A 25,446-nucleotide genomic window follows, 5' to 3' on the forward strand; every position below is an offset into this window, starting at 1 on the left:
GATGTCCCTCAGTGTGCGTCCTTGCCGACCGGCGAGCCGCGGCAGCCCTTTAGGAAGTCGAAGTCGGCACCGGTATCGGCACCCTCGACGTGATCATGGAAGAGCTTGGCATAACCGCTTGCCGGCGGTTCGACCGGCGGACGCCATTCGGCGAGGCGACGCTGCATTTCCTCGTCTGAGATATCGAGATGCACGCGGCGCGATTCGACATCGACTTCGATGAAGTCACCATTCTTGACGATGGCGAGCGGTCCACCGCGCGCCGCTTCCGGCGAGGTGTGCAGGAGCACGGTGCCGTAAGCGGTGCCGGACATGCGCGCGTCGGAAATGCGGACCATGTCAGTGATCCCCTTGCGCAGTACCTTCGGCGGAAGGCCCATATTGCCCACTTCCGCCATGCCCGGATAGCCACGCGGACCACAGTATTTGAGGACCATGACGCAAGTTTCGTCGATATCGAGCGCCTCGTCGTTGATCTTCGCCTTGTAGTCGTCGATGTCTTCAAAGACCACGGCGCGGCCGCGATGCTTCATCAGATGCGGAGAGGCAGCCGACGGCTTCAGCACGCAGCCCTTTGGCGCCAGATTGCCGCGCAGGACAACGATACCGCCCTGCTGGGTGAGCGCCTTGTCGACCGGCAGGATGACGTCCTCGTTCCAGTTGCGAACGTCCTTGACCTCGTCCCAGATGCTTTCGCCGGAGACCGTCAGTGCATCCTTGTGCAGCTTGCCGGCTTCGCCGAGCATCTTGATGACGACAGGCAGACCGCCCGCATAGAAGAACTCTTCCATCAGGTATTTGCCCGACGGCATGAGGTTGACGATCGTCGGGATGTCGCGGCCGAGGCGATCCCAGTCATCGAGCGTGATATCGACGCCGACGCGGCCGGCCATCGCCAGAATATGCACGACGGCATTGGTCGAGCCGCCGATGGCGCCATTGACGCGGATCGCGTTCTCGAAGGCTTCCTTCGTCATGATGTCCGAGGGCTTGAGGTCGTCCTTGACCATCTGCACGATGCGACGGCCCGAAAGCTGCGCCATCACCTTGCGGCGGCTGTCGACGGCCGGGATCGCGGCGTTTCCGGAGAGCGCCATGCCGAGGGCTTCAACCATCGACGCCATCGTCGAGGCAGTACCCATGGTGTTGCAGGTACCACTGGAACGCGACATCGATGCTTCGGCCTCGACGAATTCCTCCTGCGTCATCTCACCCGCCTTCACGGCTTCGGAGAACTTCCACAGATGCGTGCCGGACCCGACGCGCTCACCGCGGAAATAGCCGTTCAGCATCGGACCGCCAGTCACGACGATCGAAGGAATGTCGGTCGAAGCGGCGCCCATGACAAGCGAAGGGGTTGTCTTGTCGCAGCCGACCAGCAGCACGGCACCATCGATCGGCTGGCCGCGCATGGCTTCCTCGACGGCAAGCGCCGCAAGGTTGCGATACATCATTGCTGTCGGGCGGAAGGTGTTTTCCGATGCCGAGAAGACCGGAACTTCGACCGGAAACCCACCGGCTTCCCAAACGCCGGCCTTCACCTTTTCCGCCAGTTCGCGCAGATGGCCGTTGCAGGGGGTGAGGTCAGACCAGGTGTTGAGAATACCGATGACGGGACGGCCGTCGAACAGGTCGTGCGGGTGGCCCTGGTTCTTCATCCAGCCACGATGATAGATCGTGTCGCGGGACGTGCCCCCGTACCAGTGCTGCGATCTCAGTTGGCGCGGCCAGGCCGCCGGTTTGAACTTGCTCATGGCTTTCGTCCTGTCTCTGGAAAATGGGCGGGTCGGGAGGCCGATCCGCTCAGAGCATCTTGACCTTGACGGTCTCTGCAGCAGCCTTTGCGAGGCGATTGCGCAGCGGAAGACCGAATTGCGGGGACTCGATTTCGAACACGTCGCCTTCCTGCGTCACGAATCCATCAGCCACGGACAGTGTTGCCGTGCCGTACATGTGAACGTGAAGGTCGCCGGGCTGGCAGAACAGCGCATACTTGAAGTGGTGATATTCAAGGTTCGCGATCGTGTGAGACATGTTCGCCTCGCCCGAAAGGAAGGGCTTTTCCCACACTGTCTTGCCGCCACGCAGGATGCGCGAGGTGCCTTCGACGTGATCGGGAAGGGCGCCGACACGAAGCTCCGGACCGAAGGAGGCCGGACGCAGTTTGGAATGGGCCAGGAAGAGATAGTTGATCTTCTCGGTCACATGGTCGGAGAATTCGTTGGCAACGGAGAAGCCGAGACGATGCGCGGTGCCATCGTCACCGATGATGTAATAGCCCGCCATTTCCGGTTCTTCACCGCCATCGAGAGCGAAAGACGGCGAGACGAGGTCGTCACCGGGTGCGACGGCGTTGAAGCCGTTGCCTTTGTAGAACCACTCGGGCTGAACACCGGTTTCGCCGGGCTTCGGCTTGCCGCCTTCCAGACCCATGCGGAACATCTTCATCGAGTCGCTCATGCCGGCGGTATCCGCATGCATGTTGTCTCGCGCGGATGCCGAGCCCGTATGGGTGAGACCCGTACCGGTCAGGTACATATGGGCCGGATCGGGATGGCGGACCGGGCAGTCGAGCTTGCCTTCGGCGGCGAGCGCCACGAGGTCGACAGTGTCGCCTTGGCCCTGCTTTTCGATCAGGGCTGCAACGGTGGTCCCGGCGGCAATCGCCGCCTTGGCCAGTTCGTAGGTGGAGTTAAATCCTGGGACAAGGCGCGCAGCCTCACCCTGGCGGCAAATGATGCCGCCAGCCTTCAATTGCGAGAGAAACATAAGCCTATCCTCAGACTGCTTTGTTCTTGTTGTAAACGTCGAAGAAGACAGCAGCCAAAAGCACGAGGCCCTTGATGAGCTGCTGGTAGTCGATGCCGATACCCATGATCGACATGCCGTTGTTCATGACACCCATGATGAAGGCGCCAATGACTGCACCGGTAATCTTGCCAACGCCGCCGGATGCCGAGGCGCCGCCGATGAAGCAGGCCGCGATGACGTCGAGTTCGAAGCCGACGCCCGCCTTCGGCGTTGCCGAATTGAGGCGCGCCGCGATGATCATGCCAGCGAGAGCCGCAAGCACGCCCATGTTGACGAACGCATAGAAAGTGAGCCGCTCGGTGTTGATGCCAGAGAGCTTGGCCGCCTTCTCGTTGCCACCCAGCGCATAGATCCGGCGACCGATGGTCGTCCGTGTGGTGACGAAGGAGTAAAGCGCAATCAGGATGCCCATGACGACGAGCACGTTCGGCAGGCCGCGATAGGTTGCCAGCTGATAGCCGAGGAAGATCGCGACGACGCTGATGATGCCCATCTGCACGGCGAAGAAGACGAAGGGTTCGTTTTCAGTGCCGTGCTCTTCGTTCAGGCGACGATGCTTCATGCCGTTGAAGATCGCCAGAGCCACGAGCAGCACGACGACGATGATGGCGACATGGTTTGCGATACCCGTCGTTGCAGTGTCCGTCAGCGGCAGGAAATCCGGGATGAAGCCGGTCGACAGCAGGGTGAATTCCTTCGGGAACGGACCGATCGGGCGTCCCTGCAGGACCACATAGGTCAAACCGCGGAAGACCAGCATGCCGGCCAGTGTAACGATGAAGGACGGGATCTTCTGATAGGCGACCCAGTAACCCTGGGCAGCGCCCATGATGCCGCCAAGCATCAGACACAGCGGAATGACCAGCGAGAAATGCCAGCCCCATTTGACCAGCATGATCGCCGATATGCCGCCGATGAAGGCGACGATCGAGCCGACCGACAGGTCGATATGCCCCGCCACGATGATCAGCAGCATGCCGAGCGCCATGATGACGATGAACGAGTTCTGCAGCACCAGGTTGGTGATGTTGACCGGGCGGAAGAGAACGCCATTGGTCAGGAATTGGAACAGCAGCATGATGACGACGAGCGCCAGCAGCAGTCCGTATTCCCGGATGTTGTTGCGCAGGTAGTCGCCCACGGAGACCTTGGGGGTTTCGGTTCTTGTGTCGATGGCCATTAGTGTTTCTCCCCAGAGCGCATGATGGCACGCATGATGGACTCTTGGCTTGCTTCTTCCTTGGACAGTTCCGCGACGATGCGACCTTCGTTCATGACGTAGATGCGGTCGCAGGTGCCGAGCAGTTCCGGCATTTCCGATGAGATCATCAGAATGCCCTTACCTTCGGCGGCAAGCTGGTTGATGATGGTGTAGATTTCGAATTTCGCGCCGACGTCGATGCCGCGGGTCGGCTCGTCGAGGATCAGGATCTCCGGATTGGTGAACAACCACTTCGACAGCACGACCTTCTGCTGGTTGCCGCCGGACAGGTTGACCGCTTCCTGATAGATCGAATGCGACCGGATCCTGAGCTTCTGCCGGTAATCGGCAGCCACCTTGGCTTCCTTGCGATCGTCGATCACTGTGCCACTGGACACGCCATTGAGATTGGCGAGCGTGGTGTTTTCCTTGATATTGTTCTGCAGGACGAGACCGAGATGTTTGCGGTCTTCCGTCACATAGGCAAGACCTGCACCGATCGCCTTCGGGATGGTCGAGACGTCGACCGGTTTACCGTGCATCCACACATCGCCGGTGATCTTGTGACCCCAGGACTTGCCGAAAATGCTCATCGCCGTCTCGGTGCGGCCGGCGCCCATGAGACCGGCGATGCCGACGACTTCGCCGGCCCGAACGTTGAAGGCGACATCATGCAGGAACTGGCGATCACGGTGGTTCTGATGGAAGACGTTCCAGTTCTTCACTTCGAGAAGCATCTCGCCGATCTTCGGTTCGCGCTTCGGATAGCGGTCTTCCATGTCACGACCGACCATGCCCTTGATGATCCGGTCTTCCGTGATTTCCTGCGTATGACAGTCGAGGGTTTCGACCGTGCCGCCATCGCGAATGATGGTGATCTGGTCGGCGACCTTTCGGATTTCGTTGAGCTTGTGGGAGATGATGATCGAGGTCATCCCCTGTTTGCGGAATTCCATCAGAAGCGTGAGCAGCGCGTCCGAATCCGTTTCATTGAGCGAAGCGGTCGGCTCGTCGAGGATGAGCAGCCGGACCTTCTTTGACAGCGCCTTGGCGATTTCGACCAGCTGCTGCTTGCCGACGCCAATGTCGGTGATGCGCGTGGACGGAGGATCCTTCAGGCCGACCTTCGCCAGCAGCTCTTTCGTCCGCGCGAAGGTCTGGGGCCAGTGGATCACGCCATTGTCGGCGATCTCGTTGCCAAGGAAGATGTTCTCGGCGATCGACAGGAGCGGCACGAGCGCCAGTTCCTGGTGAATGATGATGATGCCGAGTTCCTCGCTGTCGGAGATCCGGCCGAAGCGACGGACTTCGCCGTCGTAATAGATATCGCCGTCATAGGTGCCCGCGGGATAGACGCCGCTCAGGACCTTCATCAGCGTGGACTTGCCGGCACCGTTTTCGCCGACCAGCGCGTGGATCTCTCCCTCGCGCACCTTGAAGCTGACATTGTCCAGCGCTTTCACGCCGGGGAATGTCTTTGTGATGCCGCGCATCTCGAGAATGATGTTGTCCATGTACAGAATTCCTGCGCCAAGCCAGCGATCCTACCTGGATCCAGCCGGAGGCGCGAGCTCCCTCAATGCGTATAGAAAAGGGGTCCGCGACGGATCGCGGACCCGGATGCGATCCGAAGGATCAGTTGTCGATCTGCTCGGCCGTGTAGTAGCCGGCATTGACCAGAACGTCCTTGGCATTGGCCTTGTCGAGAGCGACAGGCTTCAGCAGGTAGGACGGAACGACCTTGACACCGTTGTTGTAGGTCTCGTTGTCGTTGATCTCGGGCTCCTTGCCTTCCATGATGGCTTCTACCATCGAGACGGCAACTTTGGCGAGTTCGCGGGTGTCCTTGAAGACGGTCGAGTACTGCTCGTCGGCAAGCATCGACTTGATCGAGGGCAGTTCGGCGTCCTGACCGGTAACAACCGGCATCGCCATGTCGCCCGAACCGTAGCCTACGCCCTTGAGAGCGGACAGGATACCGATGGAGAGACCGTCATACGGCGAAAGAGCGCCGTGCAGCTTGTCTTCGGTGTAGGTCGAGGACAGCAGGTTTTCCATACGAGCCTGGGCAACAGTACCGTCCCAACGCAGCGTACCGACCTGGTCCATGCCCTGCTGGCCGGACTTGATCACGATGTCACCGCTGTCGATGAGCGGCTGCAGAACCGACATGGCGCCGTCGTAAAAGAAGAAGGCGTTGTTGTCGTCAGGCGAACCGCCGAAGAGTTCGACGTTCCACGGCTTGGTGTCCGGGAACTTGGCCTTGAGGCCATCAACGAGGCTGGTTGCCTGGAGAACGCCGACCTGGAAGTTGTCGAAGGTGGCGTAGAAGTCGACATTGCCCGAGTCACGGATCAGGCGGTCATATGCGATGACCTTGACGCCGGCATCAGCAGCCTTCTGCAGGATGTCGGAGAGCGTGGTGCCGTCGATGGCGCCGATCACGAGAACCTTGGCACCCTTGGTGACCATGTTTTCGATCTGGGCCAGCTGGTTCGGAATGTCGTCGTCAGCAAACTGCAGGTCCGGCGTGTAGCCAGCGTCCTGGAACAGCTTTTGCATGGTCTCGCCATCGGAAATCCAGCGGGTCGACGTCTTCGTCGGCATTGAAATGCCGACCATGCCCTTGTCCTGTGCGAAGGACGCGGGCGCGAATGATGCGATGCCGATTGCGAGCGACGCAATCAGGGCGCCAAGTTTCTTCATGGTAACCTCCCTGGTCATACCGTGCGAGGCCAAGCTCCTCCTGGCACTCGCTGAAACAAGAACGAGCGGCTGACGCGGCAGCCCCCAGCTCCGTGGCGAGTCTTATCGTGGCCAATATACCGATCAAATGATTATTTTGACTTTCTGCATACCATGGTTGATATGTTCCTTATGGCCGAAATTCATGTCCACCGATTGCAGCCGAAGCATCTGAACCTGATCCGCTCGATCGCAGAGCTCGGGCAATTAAGCTTGGCTGCTCAGGAACTTGCGCTGACGCAGCCTGCGGCTTCCCGCATGCTGGGCGAAATCGAACGCTATGTCGGGTCACCAATTTTCGTCCGCACACCGAAAGGCATGGAGCCGACGGCCGTCGGCAGCGCACTCGCCCGCCGGGCTCAGAACGTGCTGGAGGAAATGCGCGAAGCTGCCCGCGAGGTCGAAGCCATTCAGCGCGGCTTGACGGGTAAGGTCAGGATCGGCGCCGTCACCGGCGGCGCAGTCGGTTACGTCGTGCCCGCCATCCGGGCGTTGAAGGCTGAAGCCTCCACCGTCGACATCCATGTCGACGTTGCACCGAGCGGCGAGATGATCCGCGATCTTCTGTCCGGCCAGTACGACTTCGTTCTCGGGCGCATCCCGGCCGGCATCGACGCCCGGCAGTTCCATGTCGACGGCGCGACCATGGAAGAGGTGGAGATCGTCGTGCACCGCAGCCATCCTCTGGTCAACGTGGACAGGCTGAACATCTCCGACATGGCGCATTTCCCCTGGGTCATGCAGGCGCCCGGCACCCCCCTGCGCCAGGCGGTGGAGAATGTCTTCATCGAGGAAGGCGCCCCCATTCCGCGCAACATCGTCAACACCACATCTCTTCTGGTCATGATCGCGATGCTCGCCTCGTCCAACGCGATCGCTCCGATGTCGCGTGAAGTCGCCGATCTTCTCTGTCGCCAGACCCCCGTCGGCGACCTCACAACGCTGAAACTCGACACGCCGATCGAAGTGACGCCCTATCATCTGATCACCCTGAGCGGCAAACGTTTGTCGCCGATCGCCGCAAGGCTGCGTGAGCTGCTGCTCAGTCGGTTCCTCAGCAGGGGGCGCTGAGACCATGGTCGCGGGACCCCGATAAGCTTGCAATTTCGGGCATGTCAGGCACACTGTCACCCAGCCGTCATGAATCGCAGCTCATGGAGCATTGATGACAGAGCAGCCGGAAGGGCAGCGCCGTGAAGACGAGGGAGCCGAGAAGAGCGCCACCGGCGTAGTCGATCTCGGCATCTACAGACAATCCCTCGACCCTCTTCCCGTCACGTTTCATCGCCGCGAACTGGACGCGATCCTCTGGATCTATGGCCGCATGGTCGGGGAAGGTGAATGGCGCGACTATGCGATCGATCACCTCAAGGACCGCGCGGTCTTTTCCGTCTTCAAACGGTCAGGTGAGTATCCGCTCTACCGGATCGAAAAGAACCCGAAGCTCGCCGCCAAGCAAGGTGCCTTTTCGGTTGCGGCCACGGATGGCCGGATCCTGAAGCGCGGTCACGATCTGCGCCAGGTCCTCAAGGTTTTCGACAAGGCGCTGAAAGCCCTCGACTGACGATCAGGGCATCGTGCCGGGATAGCTGGACAGATCCGGCATGGTCGAATTGCCCTCGCCAAGCGCTTTCTGCATGAAGACGGTGTCGAGCCACAGATCATGCTTGAAACCGGTACCCACCAGCCGTCCGGCGGGCTCGAAGCCACAACTGCGGTGCACGGCCATGGACGCCTCGCTCGCACCGCCGATGACGGCGACCATCTGGCGAAAGCCCAGCTTCTCGCACTGGATCAGCAATTCCCTCAGCAGGGCCTTGCCGACACCGCGGCCACGGGCGGCGGGTGCGATGTAGATCGAATCTTCGACGAGCCAACGATAGGCGGGTCGGGTTCTAAAAGCCGAAGCATAGGCATAACCGGCAAGCGATCCCTGTTCGTTGATGGCGGCGAGGTACGGATAGCCCTTGACCTTGAGGGCGGCAAATCTCGCCGACATTTCGTCTAGATCCGGCGCAACGAGCTCATAGCTCGCGGTTCCATTGACCACAGCGTCCGCGTAGATCGCAGTCACCTGCGAAAGGTCATCAGGGATCAGATCGCGAATTTCGAGATTCATGCAATTACTCCGGTCAATCTCCTTCTTTATCCACGCGCGGAGAGGCGAGACAAGCGCCGGCGTGTCATGGTGACATCGCCGTCACCGAGATGGCCTTCGCTTTTCGCCTGAGCTGGCGGTCAGTCGGCTTGACTCGTGCTGAAAACCTTGTAATTCCTCGCCGCGAAGAGGAATTCGGTCCATGCACGCTTTCGGGCAACCCTTTGCGGTCTTCCACCTCCTGCAGCAGTCTGCTGCCGGTGGCGCATGCCTTTCTCTTGCATCCACGACCAAGGCCAAAACGACGACGAAAACCGTCTGACGTCTTCGGCCACCGCTCTCTCCCCGGCACGGCCGGGGACAAGGAAGGTTGCGTCTGTTCGCGAACTTCCCCCTCACCATCCGCGGAGAGACAGAAAGAGAGCATAGACATGGGTTTCAAGATTGCAGTCGTAGGCGCAACCGGCAATGTCGGGCGCGAAATGCTGAACATCCTCTCCGAACGCGGTTTTCCGGCATCGGAAGTCGTGGCACTCGCATCGGCGCGTTCACAGGGCACGGAAGTCTCCTTCGGTGACAAGGTCCTGAAGGTTTCCAACCTCGAGAACTACGATTTCTCCGATACGGACATTTGCCTGATGTCGGCCGGCGGCACGATTTCGCAGAAGTGGTCGCCGAAGATCGGCGCACAGGGCTGCGTTGTCATCGATAACTCCTCGGCCTGGCGCTACGACGCCGAGGTTCCGCTGATCGTTCCGGAAGTCAATCCGGACGCCATTGTCGATTTCAAGAAGCGCAACATCATCGCCAATCCGAACTGCTCGACCGCCCAGCTCGTCGTGGCCCTGAAGCCGCTGCATGACGTGGCCAAGATCAAGCGCGTCGTCGTATCGACCTACCAGTCGGTTTCCGGCGCCGGCAAGGAAGGCATGGACGAACTGTTCACGCAGACCCGCGCCGTGTTTGTCGCCGATCCGGTGGAATCGAAGAAGTTCACCAAGCGCATCGCCTTCAACGTCATTCCCCATATCGATAGCTTCATGGAAGACGGCTATACGAAGGAAGAGTGGAAGGTTCTGGCCGAGACGAAGAAGATGCTCGATCCGAAGATCAAGGTGACCTGCACGGCCGTGCGCGTTCCGGTCTTCATTGGCCATTCTGAGTCCGTCAACATTGAGTTCGAGAACGAGATCACAGCCGATCAGGCCCGTGACATCCTGCGCGATGCTCCGGGTTGCCTTGTCATCGACAAGCATGAAAACGGCGGCTACATCACGCCCGTCGAATGCGCCGGCGAAGACGCCACCTACATCTCGCGTATCCGCGAAGATGCGACGGTGGAAAACGGCCTTAATATGTGGGTCGTCTCCGACAACCTGCGCAAGGGTGCAGCCCTCAACGCCATCCAGATTGCCGAGTTGCTCGTCAATCGCGGCTTGATCAAGCCCCGCACGGCCGCTTGATTTATCAAAGCAGAGGCTTCCTGATCGAACGCGGGAAGCCTCGCACGGCGCTTTCAGCTGAAAGTGATCCGATTTGAGACCTTCGTGGCCCTACATTAGCTTACGACGGATGACAGAGTCATCTTTCACTGGCATGGTGCGGCCGAATCGCCCCTCCACAGTCTGTTATGAGGCATCAATGCGACTGACATCCACTTTGTCGGCGGCTTTCGTTTCCGTCGTCGCGCTGTTCGCCGGCACGCAACACGCCGCCGCCGCTGCTTGCAGCAACACCTCCGCTGGCTTTGAAGATTGGAGCGCCGCTTTCAAGCAGCAGGCTGCCGCCCAGGGCTTCAGCCCGCGCATGCTTGACAGAGTATTCTCTACGGTCAGCTATAGCCGCAGCACGATCAGTGCCGACCGCGGTCAGAAGAGCTTCAAGCTGTCCTTCGACCAGTTCATGCAGAAGCGCGGCGGGCAGACAATCATCAACCGCGGCAAGACGATGAAGAAAAACAACGCCGCGCTCTTCGCACGACTTGAGCAGCGCTATGGCGTGCCCCCCGGCCCGCTGATCGCCATCTGGGGCATGGAGACGGGCTTCGGCTCCTTCCTTGGCAAGGAGCACACCCTTTCGGCCGTCGCCACGCTCGCCTTCGATTGCCGCCGCAGCGCATTCTTCACCGACCAGTTCTACGCCGCGCTGGAACTCGTTCAGGCCGGCAACCTCGACGTGAACGCCAAGGGAGCAGCCCACGGCGAAATCGGCCAGACACAGTTTCTCCCGCGCAACGTCATTCGCTTCGGTGTCGACGGTGACGGCGATGGCCATATCGACATGGTCCGTTCGCGCGCCGACGCTCTCGCATCGACCGCAAACTTTTTGCGCGGCCATGGCTGGCAGCCAGGCGCCGGCTATCAGCAGGGTGAGCCGAATTACGCCGCCATCCAGGGCTGGAATGCCGCAGGCGTCTACCAGCAGGCAATTGCCTATATCGGCGCGCGGATCGACGCCGAATAATCGACAAGCAAACGGCGGCCACGGGCCGCCGTTTCGCATTTCAGGTGATGCAAGCGCCTGACCGGCTGATCAGTTGTTCGGCTCTGCTCCGAGCCGCTCGAAGTCCTTGGTCTTCGGGTCCATGACCCACAATTCCCCATTGCTGATGTCGAACCAGGCACCGTGGATGCGCAGTTTGCCGCGCTCCTCGAGGATCTTCACACACGGGAATGTCCGCAGATTGGCAATCGAATTGCGGATGGAGATGCGCTCAAGCGCCGTCTGGCGCTCGGCTGGGGTCATGGTCGAATTACCCTGGATCTGCTCGGCAGCGGGCGCGACGAGGTTCATCCATTTGCCGATGAAATCGCCCGGCGATAGTGGCTCTGCGTTCGGGTCAAGGGCTGCACGAATACCGCCGCATCGCCCATGGCCCATCACGATAATGTCCTGCACACGCAGCGCCTGAACGGCGAATTCAAGGGCGGCCGAGGTCGAGTGATACTGGCCGTCCGGTTCGTAGGGCGGCACCATATTGGCGACATTGCGGACGACAAAGAGCTCGCCCGGAATGGAATCGAAGATCACCTCGGGCGCTGCCCGGGAATCGCAGCACGCAATCACCAGCGTATTGGGCTTTTGCCCCTGCTCGGCGAGCGCCCGGTAGCGATCACGCTGATCGTGATACCGGCCGCTCATGAAGTTGCGATAGCCGTTGAGAAGTGCGGAGGGAAATTGGCTCATCGCTACCGATTACAGCGCGTGAACGGCGCTGGCAACTGATTGCAGCCACAGAATTGCCTGGGAAATCAGGGCCGGGTGCTGGGCTTACGCGGGGCCGGATGCAGCAGGCGGCGCATCTGTACCATGGCCATGGGCGTCGAAAGGCTGGTGGCGTCACTCTCCAGAGTAAGCTCGTCACCGCAGCGCTTGGCAGTTTGCATCAGAATTTCGAAGACACTGGCCGTCGCCAATTGCAGCGCCTTTTCTTCGTCCAGGCCTTCGAGAAGACGTGCCAGAAAGACGGCGGCGAGAAGATCGCCCAACCCGTTTGGCGGATTGTCGATAAGCCGGTGTTCGGCAAGCAGAGCCGATCGGCCACTCAGCAGGAGGTTTCCCGTCCCCTTCGCCATCATTGGCACTGCGGAGGTGACAAGCATGCGTTTCGGTCCGAGATCGCCTGCCGCTTCAATGATGGCCTGGTTGCTTGGCAGTTCGCGCCCTGCCAGCCACTGCAGTTCGTAGCGATTGGGTGTCGCAAGATCGGCAAGCGGAATAAGCTGTTCTCGAATGGCCGTTGCAGTTTCGACTGGAACGTAAAGCCCTCCGAGATCGCCGATTACGGGGTCGCAAACATAGAGCAGATCCGGATTTTTCTGTTTGGCAGCCTCAACGAGACGAGCGATAGCGGCTGGCTGGCGGGCGCTGCCGAAGTATCCGGACAAGATTGCGGAAACCTCTCCGAGCCAGGGCGCCCGGATCAGGTCATCAATTGCGCTGTCGAAGTCGTCATCGGGAAATCGCAGCCGTGTCGCCGGACCATGTCCCGGATGCCAGGGAAGCACGATTGTCGGAAGTGCCCAGATCGGCCGACCGAGGGCCTCTAGGGCGAACACGGCAGCTCTGTTGCCCACAGATCCACGGACAACATGGCTTGAGATGACGATAACTGCACCCTTGTTTATTTCGCGCATTTTGTGTGATTCACCTTATCGCCCAGCAATCGAACTGGAAAAACACCATCTGGTACAAAAATTTCCTGAGTTTTACGAATTTGACCGCATATTTTCGCCTGATTTTTTCCTATTTCTGTTCCATACATACTTTTGCAAGCCATTTGCGTGAAGATTACGCGCAATGGCGCGATTTACGGAGGGGTACATGGGCAGGACCGGGTTCAGCAAGCGGGACGAATTGCTGGAAAATGCGGAGCAGATGGCGCGAGAAACGGGCGATGCCCATGTGTCGCTGAAAGTCATATTCGGAAGAGCAAGCAACGACGACCTCGATCGCTACGATGCGTCGATGCTGGCACGATCGGCTTCGAGAGCCGCAAATGACATTGCGGCTTGGGATCGCACGACGCCCCATATCAGCATCGATACCATCGAGGGAGTGAGCCCGAACGGCATTCCAGTCAGCGTTCTCTCCATTGTCGACCACAACAAGTCCTTCCTCTACGATTCGCTGATGGGCGAGGTGACCAGCCACTATCGCGACATCTATATGGCGGTTCATCCTATCCTTGCCGTAACACCGCGCGGTGACATCTCACTGTCGAACCCGGACTCCGATCCGGAAGGCGCGATCAAGGTCAGCTATATTCAACTTCATCTTGCGCCGCTCTCAGCGGAGCAGTCCGCCGATCTGATAGGGCGGCTCCAGAACGTGCTGGCGCAGGTCAAGATGGCGGCGACCGACTGGAAGCCGATGCTGAATTTGCTGGAAACAGCGCTTTCGGAGCTTCGCGATCTGTCTGCCGGACGGACCGAAGCTGAGCGCGACGAAGCGGTCGCGTTCCTCGAGTGGTTGCGCAACAACAATTTCACCTTCCTGGGCATGCGCGAATACACCTATTCAGGCGATGGAGCGGAAGCGACCGTTGAGCGCGAGAAGGGCAGCGGCCTCGGCATTCTCTCGGACCCTGATGTTCGCGTGCTTCGCCAGGGGCAGCACCAGGTCACGACCACCCCCGAGATCCTGGCCTTCCTGCAAGGTCCCGACTACCTCATCGTCACCAAGGCGAATGTCAAATCCGTCGTCCACCGCCGCGCCTACATGGATTATATTGGCATCAAACGCTTTGGTCCGAACGGCAAGGTCGCGGGCGAGCTCCGCATCGTCGGCCTGTTTACAGCCACTGCCTATACGCGCTCGGTCAATCAGATCCCCCTTTTGCGCGCCAAGGTCGAGAAGGTCGTCTCCCACTTCGACTTCGACCCCCGCAGCCATTCCGGCCGGATGCTGCAGAACACGCTGGAAAACTATCCCCGCGACGATCTCTTCCAGATCACACCGGACCTGCTGGCGAAATTCTGCGAACAGATCAACGATCTCTCGGAGCGCCCGCGCGTTCGCGTCTTGCCCCGCATCGACCATTTCGATCGTTTCGTCTCGCTGATCGTTTACGTGCCCCGCGAAGACTACAATTCGATGGTTCGCGAGAAGATCGGCCTCTATTTCCAGTCCGTCTACAACGGGCATGTTTCAGCCTTCTATCCGGCCTTCCCTGAAGGCGGCGTGGCCCGCGTGCATATCATCATCGGCCGACGCGAGGGAGCGACACCTCAGATCCCTCAGGCGGCGCTTGAAGAGGCGGTGCGCCAGATCACGGCTCGCTGGTCGGATCGGTTCGCGGCCCTTGCCGGCAAAGGTGCTCCGACGCTCGAAGTGGGTCAGGCATTCGAGGAAGCCTTTACCCCGGAAGAGGCGGTCAGCGATCTCAGGCACATCAACGCCTGCATCGCAGGCGCCCCGCTATCGCTCGAATTCCACCAGGTGACGGACGAGCGCGGCCCACTTCTCTATCTCAAGATCTTCCATGTGAGTGATCATCTTCCCCTGTCGCGTCGTGTGCCTCTGCTCGAAAACCTCGGATTCCGGGTGATCAGCGAACGCACGTTCGACATCGGCATCGGTCGCTCCGACGAAGAGCAGCGTGTCATCGTTCTCCACGACATGGAACTGCAGGTCCCAGATGGGGTGAACTTCGACATCAAGCAGCATGCGACACCGGTGGAAGAAGCCTTTCTTGCCGCCTTTACGGGCGCCGTCGACAACGACGCATTCAACCGCCTGATCCTCGCAGCAGGCGTCACTGTCCGCGGGGCATCTGTACTGAGGGCCTATGCCGCCTATCTTCGCCAGGCAGGTGCGGTCTATTCACTGACCTACATGGCGGAAACGCTGACCAAACACCCGGCCATCGCGGCCGACCTGGTGGCCCTCTTCAAGAACCGCTTCGATGTCTCGCTGGCAGAGAAGAACCGCAAGAGCCGCCACGCTGAACTGCTTGACGCGCTGGAAAGCAAGCTGAACGACGTCAAGATCCTTGATGAGGACCGGATCGTGCGTCGCTACATCAATGCGATCGAGGCGACACTCAGAACCAATTTCTACCAGAAGGGCTATCAACAGAGCGATCGCCCGATGCTCGCCTTCAAGTTCGATCCGCACAAGCTGGACGGCCTGCCCGAACCCCGTCCGTTCCGCGAGATCTTCGTCTACGGCGTCGAGGTCGAAGGCGTTCATCTGCGCTTCGGCAAGGTGGCCCGAGGCGGTCTGCGCTGGTCGGATCGCGCGCAGGACTACCGCACGGAAGTGCTCGGTCTCGTCAAGGCGCAGCAGGTCAAGAATGCCGTAATCGTGCCGGTCGGTGCGAAGGGCGGCTTCTTCCCCAAGCAGCTCCCGCCTGCGACCAACCGCGAAGCCTGGTTCGCCGCCGGTACGGAAGCCTACAAAACCTACATCCGCACCCTCCTGTCGATCACCGACAACATCGTTGCCGGTGAGATCGTCCCGCCAGCGAACACCCTCCGGCCGGATGGCGACGATCCCTATTTCGTTGTTGCCGCCGACAAGGGCACGGCGACCTTCTCGGACACCGCGAACGGGCTGGCCCAGGAAGCGGGCTTCTGGCTCGACGATGCCTTTGCCTCTGGTGGCTCTGCTGGATACGACCACAAGAAGATGGGCATCACCGCCCGCGGCGCCTGGGAAACGGTCAAGCGCCACTTCCGGGAAATCGATACCGATATCCAGACGACGCCGTTCACTGTGGCGGGCGTCGGTGACATGTCGGGCGACGTCTTCGGCAACGGCATGCTGCTCTCGGAAAAGATCAGGCTGATTGCAGCTTTCGACCATCGCGACATCTTCATCGATCCCAACCCGGATCCGGCCACCTCGTTTGCCGAGCGCAAGCGCATGTTTGATCTGCCGCGTTCCAGCTGGCAGGACTATGACCGCTCGACGCTGTCGGCTGGCGCGATGATCATTTCTCGTGCCGAGAAATCCGTCAAACTCACCCCGGAAGCGGCTGCGGCCATCGGTCTTGAAACGACCACCGCCACGCCGATGGATATCATGACGGCAATCCTCAAGGCGCCGGTGGATCTCCTGTGGTTCGGCGGTATTGGCACATACATCAAGGCAGCAGCCGAGACCGATGCCGAAGTCGGTGACCGCGCCAATGATGCAATCCGCGTCAACGCAGCCGATGTCCGCGCCAAGGTCATCGGCGAAGGCGCCAATCTGGGCGTGACCCAGAAGGGCCGCATCGCCTACGCCTTAAACGGTGGCCGCTGCAACTCCGATGCGATCGACAACTCGGCCGGGGTGAATTCCTCGGACGTCGAGGTCAACATCAAGATCGCCTTGAGCCCGGCCATGCTGGAGGGGCGTCTGCCGCGGGAGAAACGCAATGTGCTGCTCGCCGAGATGACGGACGAAGTGGCAGATCTCGTTCTGCGCAACAACTACCTCCAGTCGCTGTCGATCTCGCTCACTGAAGCCAAGGGTGCCGGCAATCGCGAAGAGCTGAGCCGGCTCATGGATTATCTCGAGGGCATGGGGCGCCTCAACCGCAAGGTCGAGACACTTCCGGATTCCTCCGCTGTTGCGGAGCGCTATGTCTCGGGCAAGGCGCTGACGCGACCGGAAATCGGCGTGCTGCTCTCTTATGCGAAGATCGTGCTCTTCGATCAGCTGATTGACTCGGACCTTCCGGACGACAGCTATTGCGAGGCGACTCTGTTCAACTACTTCCCGGCCGCCATGCGCGACAGCTTTGCGAGCGACATCGCCGGTCATCGCCTCCGCCGTGAAATTATCGCGACGGTTCTCGCCAACCACGCCATCAATCGTGGCGGCCCCGGCTTTGTCGTTTCGGTCTGCGACGCGACGGGGAGCTCGCCGGACACCGTCGTCAAGGCAGCACTGGTCACCCGCGAGGCGCTCGGTCTGACGCCGCTCTGGGACAAGATCGACGCCCTGGACGCCCGCATCCCGGGGCAGACCCAGAACCGGCTCTATGCGATCATCTCCGAGATCTATGCGGCCATGACCCGGCTGCTGATCGACACCGGCTACGTGAAGGGTTCGATCGGCGATGCCGTGGCGCAGTTGAAGGCCGCGGTCGCTTCGGCGTCTCCCGTGTTCAAGAAGACGGTTCCGACCGCCCTTCGTCAGCACTTCGACGACCAGATCGCTGCCCTGATCGAAGCCGGCGCACCGGAAGCATTGGCATCCGAGGTCGTCAATCTGCAGACGATGCAGCTGCTGCCCGAGATCCTGCAGATTGCCGAACGCACCGGCACCGATTTCGCCGGCGCCATGCGCGGCTTCTTCGCAGTCTCCGAAGCCTTCCGCATCGGCCGGATCATCGAGAATGCGGGACGGATCCAGACGGCCGACCACTACGACAGCCTGGCGCTGACACGCAGCCTCGACCGAATCGGTCAGGCGCGCAGACAGATCGTCTGTGTGGCGCTGACGAGCCACGGCAAGGAGCCGCAACCGGTTCAGGCGTGGATTGCGACGGACAGAAACCGCGTCGAGCGGATCGGCAAAGAACTGTCGTCGATCGTCGACAGCGGCGAACCGAGCATTTCCAAGCTCGCTGTCGCCGCCGGGCTTCTGGGTGATCTTGCACAGGACCACGTGAGGTGACACTGTCCCGGGGCTTTAGAGGCTCCGGGGGTGCGCGTGACGACACGTACAGACATGAAGACCAGCCACGGCACCATCGACAGGGGTGTTCGTGGCTGGATGTTTTTTGACTGGGCAGCACAGCCCTTCTTCACCGTGGTCACGACCTTCATTTTCGGTCCCTACTTCGTCTCGCGGATGACCGATGATCCGGTGAGCGCCCAGACGGCCTGGAGCAATGCGGCGACAATTTCAGGCGTCATCATTGCCATCCTCGCACCCATCCTCGGTTCAATCGCCGACGAGTCCGGATCCAGGAAGCCCTGGATCGCCTTTTTCGCGCTGATCAAGATCGCCTGCCTCGCCCTTCTCTGGACAGCCGCTCCGGGATCGCCTGTCGCCTTCGTGATGCTGCTGATGATCCTCGCCAGCATCGCCGCGGAATTTTCCATCGTCTTCAACGATTCCATGATGCCGCGCCTCGTCAGCCAGCAGGATGTCGGGCGCGTGTCCAACATTGCCTGGGGCATGGGCTATATGGGCGGCATGATCGTGCTGATCTTCGTGGTGCTCTTCCTTGCCGGCAACCCGACGACCGGAAAGACGCTGATCGGGCTCGATCCCCTGTTCGGTCTTGATCCGGCAACCGGCGAAGATGCGCGCATCACGGGCCCGATTTCCGCGGTCTGGTATCTGATCTTCATCTTGCCGATGTTCTTGTTCACCCCGGACGCAGCGAAGGGCAAAGCTCTAGGCGCGGCCGTCCGGTCGGGTCTTCGCGAGATCCGCTCGACACTTGGCGAACTCCGCCATCGCAGCAACATCTTGCGTTTCCTGATTGCCCGGATGATCTATCAGGACGGCGTCAATGGACTTCTCGTGCTGGGCGGTGTCTTCGCTGCCGCCATGTTCGGCTGGTCGACGATGGAAATCGGCATCTACGGGATCATTCTCAATATCGTCGCGATCTTCGGCTGCCTCGTGGCCGGTCGCGTGGATAGGGCACTCGGGTCCAAGGTGGTGGTCATGGTGAGCCTGGGATTGCTGATCGTTGCCACCTTCGGGATCATCTCTACCGGCGTCGACTTCACTCTCTTCGGGCTGGTGAGCCTGCCCATCACAGGCACCGACGGACTGTTCGCCACCCCCGCCGAAAAGGCTTATGTCCTCTACGGCCTGTTGATTGGTATGTCCTTCGGCCCCGTCCAGGCCTCCTCGCGCTCCTATCTCGCCCGCAGCGTCGAACTGCACGAAGCCGGCCGTTATTTCGGCATCTACTCCCTGTCAGGCCGCGCGACGAGCTTTCTCGCGACGCTGTCCTTTTCAGTGGTCACCGCATGGTCGGGCTCGCCGCGCGCCGGCATGGCCACACTGCTAGTGTTTCTGATTGGCGGCCTCGTCCTTCTCTTGAGGACGAATTACCCGGCAACGGACGACGGTAAAGCCCTATAAAAATGGCCGCTGGATCGCTCCACCGGCCATTCAGTTTCTCTGCGATCGGGCTTCCTCAGTGGCGGAAGTGACGGACGCCGGTAAAGACCATTGCCACGCCATGTTCGTCGGCAGCTGCAATCACTTCTTCGTCGCGCATAGATCCACCCGGCTGGATGACAGCCGTGGCACCCGCAGCGATCGCGGCCAGAAGACCGTCCGCGAAGGGATAGAAGGCCTCGGAGGCAACCGCTGAGCCCTTGGTCAGCGGCGCCGCCAGGCCGAGCGCCTTGGCGGCGTCTTCGGCCTTCAGCGCTGCAATGCGGGCGGAATCGACTCGGCTCATCTGGCCGGCGCCGATGCCGGCCGTCTGGCCGTCCTTGGCATAGATGACGGCATTCGACTTCACGTGCTTGGCGATCTTGAAGGCGAACTTCATATCCTCGAGCTCGGTCGCGGTCGGCGCGCGCTTGGTCACCACCTTGAGGTCGAGATCCTCGACCATGACGTTGTCACGGCTCTGGACAAGCAGACCACCGGAGACCGTCTTGGCCATGACGCCGCGGGCACGCGGATCGGGCAGGGCGCCCGTGGTCAGCAAGCGCAGGTTCGGCTTGGCGGCGATGATCGCCTTGGCCTCGTCGGTGACTTCAGGGGCAATGATCACTTCGGTGAAGAGCTTGACGATTTCCTGCGCGGTCTCGGCATCGAGGATCTGGTTGAGCGCGATGATGCCGCCGAACGCTGAGGTGCTGTCACAGGCCAGTGCCCGCTTGTAGGCCTCGACGAGGCTCGAGCCTGTGGCGACGCCACAAGGATTTGCATGCTTGATGATTGCGCAGGCCGGGCCGTTTTCCGGCGGAAACTCGGCAACCAGTTCGAACGCCGCGTCCGTATCGTTGATGTTGTTGTAGGAAAGCTGTTTGCCCTGCAGCAGCGTCGCGGTCGCAACACCCGGACGGTTGTCGCCAGTCACATAGAAGCCCGCGCTCTGATGCGGGTTCTCGCCGTAGCGCATCTTTTCCTTCAACACGCCCCCGACGGTCCGGTAGGCGGGCATGTCGATCTCGAGTGCCTCGGCAAACCAGTTGGAAATTGCCGCGTCATAGGCGGCGGTACGGGCATAGGCTTTGGCCGCCAGGCGCTGACGCAGCGCATAGGTCGTCTGGCCGTCATTTTCGGAGAGCGCGGCAATCACCTCGGCATAGTCGGCCGCATCGGTGACGACGGTGACATAGGCGTGGTTCTTCGCCGAAGCGCGGATCATGGCGGGTCCACCGATGTCGATGTTTTCGACGGTGGTCGGATAGTCGCCGCCGGCGGCACGAACCTGTTCGAACGGATAGAGATTGATCACGGAAAGATCGATGGCCTCGATGCCGTGCGCCTTCATCGCCTCGACATGCTCTGCATCGTCCCGGATCGACAGCAGACCGCCATGGACCAGCGGATGGAGCGTCTTGACGCGGCCATCCATGATCTCGGGAAAGCCGGTGATCTCGGAGACGTCGATGACCGGCAAGCCGGCCGCAGCAAGAGCCTTGTGGGTGCCGCCAGTCGACAGAAGACGCACGCCGCGCTGGTGCAGCGCCTGGGCGAATTCGACGATACCGGTCTTGTCGGACACCGAGAGAAGTGCGGTACGCACGCGCACGAGGTCAGGGGCGGGGATCTTCTTGGAAACGACGGCCATGGTTCACTCCGAGCTGGCGGGCGCCCGGAAATGCGGCAGCGGGCGCGATGCCGCCGCCTAGCACAGCTTCACCTGTGAGGAAACCGCCAGATGCCTGCGATCAGGCATGATGCGCGAGAAACCAGCGTATTTCCGGCCCCTCGAAGACGATCTCCAGCTGCTGCGACGGGCGGATGCCCGAAACATCGGCGAAGAAGACGTCTTCTCCAACGGCGATTTCGCCGACCGGGATGGAGAAGGACCAGCTCTCACCATCAGGAGCCACGAGCCGTATCTTCCGGTCGTCGGAACGTTCCACCGTGATTGTCGGATGCACATGGAAACGCGCGATAACCTCTGCACCCGGCAGATTGGGTGTCGGTAACCCGTCCGGCAACAACAGGCGATCCCGCCCGGCGATCTTGGTACCCTGCTCGTTGATGCGGATCTCGCGCTCGTGCAAGACACCGAAGCGCTTCACATAGCCGTCGTGCCGTGCGGACAGTCGGTCACTGCCATCGGGACCGGTCTGTCGTTCGACCTCGATTTTGGAGGGACCCGATAGCATGATCTTGCCGAGGCGGGACGACTGCGCGATCCGCGCCGAGGAAACGTCACCGATGCACACGGTGCTATGGGCTGCCGTGGCACGGGCAAGTTGACGGAGGCGTTCCCCTGCGAAGCGCGGTGACCCGCTGTTGATCAGGAAGCGGTTCCGTCCCGAAGACAGTTCGAACGAGAGACAACCGGCATGCGCCGTGCTCGATAGCCGCGCCGAGAGGGGTTTGCCGGTGTCGACCAGGATCGTGGTGTCGCCCCCGGAAAGCCGATGATAGCCGCCATGCGGCAGGGCCTTGAAGGGCTGTCCCGCCGTTTCGTCATATCGGAGGACACTCATGAGATCGGTGGCGAGCGACGAACTGGCGCCATTGAAGAGGGCGAGGTCGCCGCTGCTGTGACGGAAGAAGCGCACGGCCGGGTACATCCGGTCGATGACCGGAATGAGCTTGGCGGGAACCTCGTGACCGAGATTGATGTAGCTTTGGCGCAGCGGCAGAAGATCGAATAGCAGATCGACAGAGGCCTGCGGATTGCGAGAGACATGGCTGCCATCTGCCAGAACCTGCCGCTCGAGCTCCCGGTCAAGCAATCGCCCCGCGCGACGAACGGCAGCAGGGCGCGCCTCGGCCGCGATCGACGCCATGGCGATGGCAATGCGGGCCTTCAGGCGCGGGAGACCCTCGGGCATTGAATCGGCGCGGCGCTGAAGGTGGCGCACCTGCTGCCCAAGAGACGACGTGAACCGGCGATAAAAGCCAGCGTCGGCTTCGTGCAGCACGATCGGTGAATGCGAAAGCCAGCTGATGATCCGCCGGGACACGACCTCACTGTCCCAGGCGACGCCCTTGCTGCGGCCGCCATGAAGGGTGATCCATTGGTCCGTGATCCATCGGGCATTCTCGCAGGCGGGTGCCGTCTTGTCGGCGCGAATATGGCGCAGCCAGCCGAAGCCGTGCAGGCGGCGTGCAAACTGGACGGACGGCAACTCCAGTTCGAAGGGAGATTGCCCCTCGGTATCGAGAACGCGTCCGGCAAGTGGAAAGCGCCCGTTGAAGATCTCATCCGCCACAAACGAGTCGATCGCCCTGAGATCGGTCGGCGCTACGACGACTCGATTGAGGCGGAAAGCTCCCCGCTGCACGGCAGAAGGCATCACGATGGCAGCCGCCTGCCGCATACGCCGCCAGGATTCGGCGACGTGGAGCGAGATCAGTCGGACGCGATCATTGATTCGCATAATGGTTCCTGTCACCAGATCATGATGATCCAGCCATTCCGGTTGTCCGAGCCCAAGGAGTTCGAAGGGATAAGGCCTTCGGGCTCCTGACGTGGGCACGAAATGACAAGTCATATAGCCGCGCCCCGGCCATGCGGAGCGACGGTCCACGTTCACGCAGACTTCCCAACAGGTTTATTGAGATATTAGTTAAATTTTAGCAATGACCGCGGCGTAGAAGCCGTCAAGCCCGCCAATTTCTCGAAGCATGTCGGGCGTGGTCCTGAATTCACCCTTGGCGGTGATGGCTGCTTCCAGCCCGGGCCAGTCTGCCGGGTCGATCGGCTGCAGTTGCAGACCGGGGACCTCCGCCAACACTCGGGCAACAATCTCTTCGCCTTCGGAAGGATCGATGGAGCAGTTGGAGAAGACCAGACGGCCACCCGATTTCAAGAGTGTCACGGCATGACGCAGCAACTTCTCCTGCAGTTCGGCAAGCTTGGCGATATCCGCCGCATTCTTTGTCCAGAGAACATCCGGGTGGCGACGTGTCGTACCGGTCGATGAACAGGGTGTATCGAGCAGGATCGCATCGGACGTCTCTGTCGCATTGAGGTCGAGCAGGTTCGCACAGCGGATTTCGACCGAAAGTCCGAGGCGCTGAAGATTGGACTCCAGACGCTTCAGACGAGACTTCGATTGCTCGACAGCCAGGACATCACCGCCGGCGAGCACCAGCTGTGCCGTCTTGCCGCCGGGTGCGGCGCAAAGATCGGCAACCCGCTTTCCCGTGAGATCACCGAACAGCTTTGCAGGGATCGCGGCTGCGGCATCCTGCACCCACCACGCACCATCATCGAAACCTTCGAGCGCGGTCACAGACCCACGAAACCGCTCGAGACGCACACTGCCGGTCGGCAAGACCTGTCCGCCAAGCCGCGTCGCCCAGCCAGCCGCATCCGACTTCACGGTCAAATCGATCGTCGGGGGCTCCAGCTGGGATGCAGCGATCGCAAGCGCCTGTTGCTCGCCATAGACTTCCGTCAGGCGCGCCATGAACCAATCCGGCATGCAGGGAAGATCATCCACGGCAGCGAGAAGCTCTGCCTTTTCACGCCCGATGCGGCGCAGGATGGCATTGACCAGCTTGGAGAAACGGCGACTTCTGGGATCGCCATTGGCCTGCTCCACGGCAAGGTCAACAGCCGAATGATCGGGCACATCAAGATAGAGCATCTGCGCCGCAGCCACGATCAGAAGGTGATGCAGGGAGCGGGCACCGTCCGGCAGCGGAGTGTCGAGCAATTCTCCGATAATCGCCTCGATCCGCGGCAGATGGCGCAGAGCGCTCTGAAGGATCGCCTTCACGAGGCTGCGATCGGCATCGTTCAGTGGCAGGAATGCGGGATTGCCATGCTCTGTATCCAGCATGCCGTCGAGCGACGTCTTCCGATCGATCACCGCTGCCAGAATTCGGCTTGCGGCAATTCGGGCTTCGAGCCCCGGCTTCAAGGGCTGCCGAGAGGCGCGATCTCCATGCTTCCTGCTGCCGTTGTGCTTGCTTTTCGGTTTACCCGTCGATGTGTCGTTCAAGACCATGGTCCCTTGGGTGGTTCGGCTTTGCCGCGTCCCCAACCGGTGGTCGGAACAGAACGCGCTGTGCGCGATGCCTTAACAGGGGCCTCCGGCGGCGTCGATCCCTTAGGACCGATATCGCTCATGGCCAATAGCGCTTCGATACGATTGCGCGTGTTGGGATGGGTCGAAAAGAGATTGTCCATCCGCTGACCGTTCAAGGGATTGATGATGAACATGTGAGCTGTTGCCGGATTGCGCTCCGCGTCCACATTCTCAATGTGAGACGCGTCGCCGGCGATCTTCTGCAGGGCCGATGCGAGCCAGCGCGGCTGACCGCAGATCTCTGCCCCGCGGCGGTCGGCCGCATATTCGCGCGTCCGACTGATTGCCATCTGGACCAGCATGGCAGCCAGGGGAGCAACGATCATGGCGATAAGGACACCGACAAAGCCGAGCGGATTGTTGCGATCGTCACGCCCGCTGGAAAACAGGAAGGCGAAATTCGACAGCATCGAGATCGCACCAGCGAGCGTTGCCGTGATCGTCATCGTCAGCGTGTCGCGGTTCTCGATATGGGCAAGCTCATGGGCCATGACGCCTGCGACCTCTTCCGGGCTGAGCCGCTGCAGCAGTCCCGTCGACGCAGCAACGGCGGCGTTCTGAGGATTGCGACCAGTCGCAAAGGCATTCGGCTGCGGGTTGTCGAAGACATAGACCTTCGGCATCGGCAGACCCGCATTGCGCGCCAAATCCCGCACCATGATGTAGAATTCGGGAGCCGCCCGCTCGTCGACTTCCTGGGCCCGATAGGCCCGAAGCACCATCTTGTCGGAATTCCAGTAGGAGAAGAAGTTCATGCCCGCGGCGATGACGAAGGCGATCATCATGCCGCCCCTGCCACCGATCAGGAAGCCGACGCCCATGAAGAGGGCAGTCATGAAGGCGAGCAGCATGGCAGTCCGCATGGTATTCATGTCGTGGTCCTCTAAAAGCAGCGGATGGCAATGTTCTTGCCGTTTTCGTCTGTTGATTTAAAAAGTGCG

Annotated in this window: 18 protein-coding genes; 6 read left to right on the top strand and 12 right to left on the bottom strand. The window is 60.7% G+C overall.

Going from position 1 to position 25,446, the window contains the following annotated elements; translation table 11 throughout:
- Nucleotides 1–8: 8 nt before the first annotated feature.
- The 5 genes from araD to chvE form a co-directional block, all read right to left on the bottom strand.
- Nucleotides 9–1,754 carry an L-arabinonate dehydratase gene (gene araD, locus D4A92_RS05855; RefSeq protein WP_006724249.1) on the bottom strand — a complete coding sequence of 582 codons (1,746 nt, stop codon included), beginning with the start codon at nucleotides 1,752–1,754 and terminating at the stop codon, nucleotides 9–11.
- A 49-nt stretch (nucleotides 1,755–1,803) separates the two neighbouring features.
- The gene (gene araD1, locus D4A92_RS05860) at nucleotides 1,804–2,769 is read right to left on the bottom strand and encodes an AraD1 family protein (protein WP_203018708.1); all 966 of its coding nucleotides are present in this window, start codon (nucleotides 2,767–2,769) and stop codon (nucleotides 1,804–1,806) included.
- A gap of 10 nt (nucleotides 2,770–2,779) precedes the next feature.
- Nucleotides 2,780–3,991 (bottom strand): multiple monosaccharide ABC transporter permease, encoded by a 1,212-nt coding sequence (gene mmsB, locus D4A92_RS05865; protein ID WP_006724247.1) that lies wholly within the window; start codon nucleotides 3,989–3,991, stop codon nucleotides 2,780–2,782.
- Complete coding sequence (mmsA, locus tag D4A92_RS05870) at nucleotides 3,991–5,526, bottom strand: multiple monosaccharide ABC transporter ATP-binding protein (RefSeq protein ID WP_006724246.1); 1,536 nt, start codon at nucleotides 5,524–5,526, stop codon at nucleotides 3,991–3,993. The genes mmsB and mmsA overlap by 1 nt, the downstream gene beginning before the upstream one ends.
- A gap of 121 nt (nucleotides 5,527–5,647) precedes the next feature.
- Nucleotides 5,648–6,718, bottom strand: coding sequence for a multiple monosaccharide ABC transporter substrate-binding protein (chvE, locus tag D4A92_RS05875; RefSeq protein WP_006724245.1), 1,071 nt, complete (start codon nucleotides 6,716–6,718; stop codon nucleotides 5,648–5,650).
- A 171-nt stretch (nucleotides 6,719–6,889) separates the two neighbouring features.
- Here chvE and D4A92_RS05880 point away from each other — a divergent pair, with 171 nt between their 5' ends.
- Nucleotides 6,890–7,828: a LysR family transcriptional regulator gene (locus tag D4A92_RS05880; RefSeq protein ID WP_203018710.1), complete on the top strand. Its 939-nt coding sequence runs from the start codon at nucleotides 6,890–6,892 to the stop codon at nucleotides 7,826–7,828.
- Nucleotides 7,829–7,922: 94 nt separating this feature from the next.
- A complete protein-coding gene (locus D4A92_RS05885; RefSeq protein ID WP_203018712.1) occupies nucleotides 7,923–8,321 on the top strand; it encodes a DUF2794 domain-containing protein in 399 nt (132 codons plus the stop codon).
- A gap of 3 nt (nucleotides 8,322–8,324) precedes the next feature.
- Here D4A92_RS05885 and D4A92_RS05890 read toward each other — a convergent pair whose 3' ends face one another.
- Nucleotides 8,325–8,876, bottom strand: coding sequence for a GNAT family N-acetyltransferase (locus D4A92_RS05890; RefSeq protein ID WP_203018714.1), 552 nt, complete (start codon nucleotides 8,874–8,876; stop codon nucleotides 8,325–8,327).
- A gap of 410 nt (nucleotides 8,877–9,286) precedes the next feature.
- Here D4A92_RS05890 and D4A92_RS05895 point away from each other — a divergent pair, with 410 nt between their 5' ends.
- Nucleotides 9,287–10,318, top strand: a complete 1,032-nt coding sequence (locus D4A92_RS05895; RefSeq protein ID WP_203018716.1) for an aspartate-semialdehyde dehydrogenase — start codon at nucleotides 9,287–9,289, stop codon at nucleotides 10,316–10,318.
- Nucleotides 10,319–10,496: 178 nt separating this feature from the next.
- Nucleotides 10,497–11,318, top strand: coding sequence for a lytic murein transglycosylase (locus D4A92_RS05900; RefSeq protein WP_203018718.1), 822 nt, complete (start codon nucleotides 10,497–10,499; stop codon nucleotides 11,316–11,318).
- 69 nt (nucleotides 11,319–11,387) lie between these two features.
- Here D4A92_RS05900 and D4A92_RS05905 read toward each other — a convergent pair whose 3' ends face one another.
- The gene (locus tag D4A92_RS05905; protein ID WP_203018720.1) at nucleotides 11,388–12,041 is read right to left on the bottom strand and encodes a carbonic anhydrase; all 654 of its coding nucleotides are present in this window, start codon (nucleotides 12,039–12,041) and stop codon (nucleotides 11,388–11,390) included.
- Between the two features lie 65 nt (nucleotides 12,042–12,106).
- On the bottom strand, nucleotides 12,107–12,991 hold the full coding sequence (gene pdxY, locus D4A92_RS05910; protein ID WP_203018722.1) for a pyridoxal kinase PdxY: 885 nt from the start codon (nucleotides 12,989–12,991) through the stop codon (nucleotides 12,107–12,109).
- 187 nt (nucleotides 12,992–13,178) lie between these two features.
- On the opposite strand from pdxY, the gene D4A92_RS05915 reads away from it, so the two are divergent.
- Nucleotides 13,179–17,966: an NAD-glutamate dehydrogenase gene (locus D4A92_RS05915; protein WP_203018724.1), complete on the top strand. Its 4,788-nt coding sequence runs from the start codon at nucleotides 13,179–13,181 to the stop codon at nucleotides 17,964–17,966.
- Between the two features lie 54 nt (nucleotides 17,967–18,020).
- The gene (locus tag D4A92_RS05920) at nucleotides 18,021–19,397 is read left to right on the top strand and encodes an MFS transporter (protein WP_203019851.1); all 1,377 of its coding nucleotides are present in this window, start codon (nucleotides 18,021–18,023) and stop codon (nucleotides 19,395–19,397) included.
- Between the two features lie 55 nt (nucleotides 19,398–19,452).
- Here D4A92_RS05920 and purH read toward each other — a convergent pair whose 3' ends face one another.
- The 4 genes from purH to htpX all read right to left on the bottom strand — a co-directional run bounded on the left by purH (nucleotide 19,453) and on the right by htpX (nucleotide 25,377).
- On the bottom strand, nucleotides 19,453–21,069 hold the full coding sequence (gene purH / locus D4A92_RS05925) for a bifunctional phosphoribosylaminoimidazolecarboxamide formyltransferase/IMP cyclohydrolase (RefSeq protein ID WP_203018726.1): 1,617 nt from the start codon (nucleotides 21,067–21,069) through the stop codon (nucleotides 19,453–19,455).
- Between the two features lie 100 nt (nucleotides 21,070–21,169).
- The gene (locus D4A92_RS05930; RefSeq protein WP_203018728.1) at nucleotides 21,170–22,846 is read right to left on the bottom strand and encodes a heparinase II/III family protein; all 1,677 of its coding nucleotides are present in this window, start codon (nucleotides 22,844–22,846) and stop codon (nucleotides 21,170–21,172) included.
- Nucleotides 22,847–23,035: 189 nt separating this feature from the next.
- Nucleotides 23,036–24,424 (bottom strand): RsmB/NOP family class I SAM-dependent RNA methyltransferase, encoded by a 1,389-nt coding sequence (locus D4A92_RS05935; protein WP_203018730.1) that lies wholly within the window; start codon nucleotides 24,422–24,424, stop codon nucleotides 23,036–23,038.
- The gene (gene htpX, locus D4A92_RS05940; protein ID WP_203018731.1) at nucleotides 24,415–25,377 is read right to left on the bottom strand and encodes a zinc metalloprotease HtpX; all 963 of its coding nucleotides are present in this window, start codon (nucleotides 25,375–25,377) and stop codon (nucleotides 24,415–24,417) included. The genes D4A92_RS05935 and htpX overlap by 10 nt, the downstream gene beginning before the upstream one ends.
- Nucleotides 25,378–25,446: the final 69 nt, after the last annotated feature.

It is taken from the genome of Rhizobium rosettiformans (assembly GCF_016806065.1).
In the GTDB taxonomy this organism is placed as follows: domain Bacteria; phylum Pseudomonadota; class Alphaproteobacteria; order Rhizobiales; family Rhizobiaceae; genus Allorhizobium.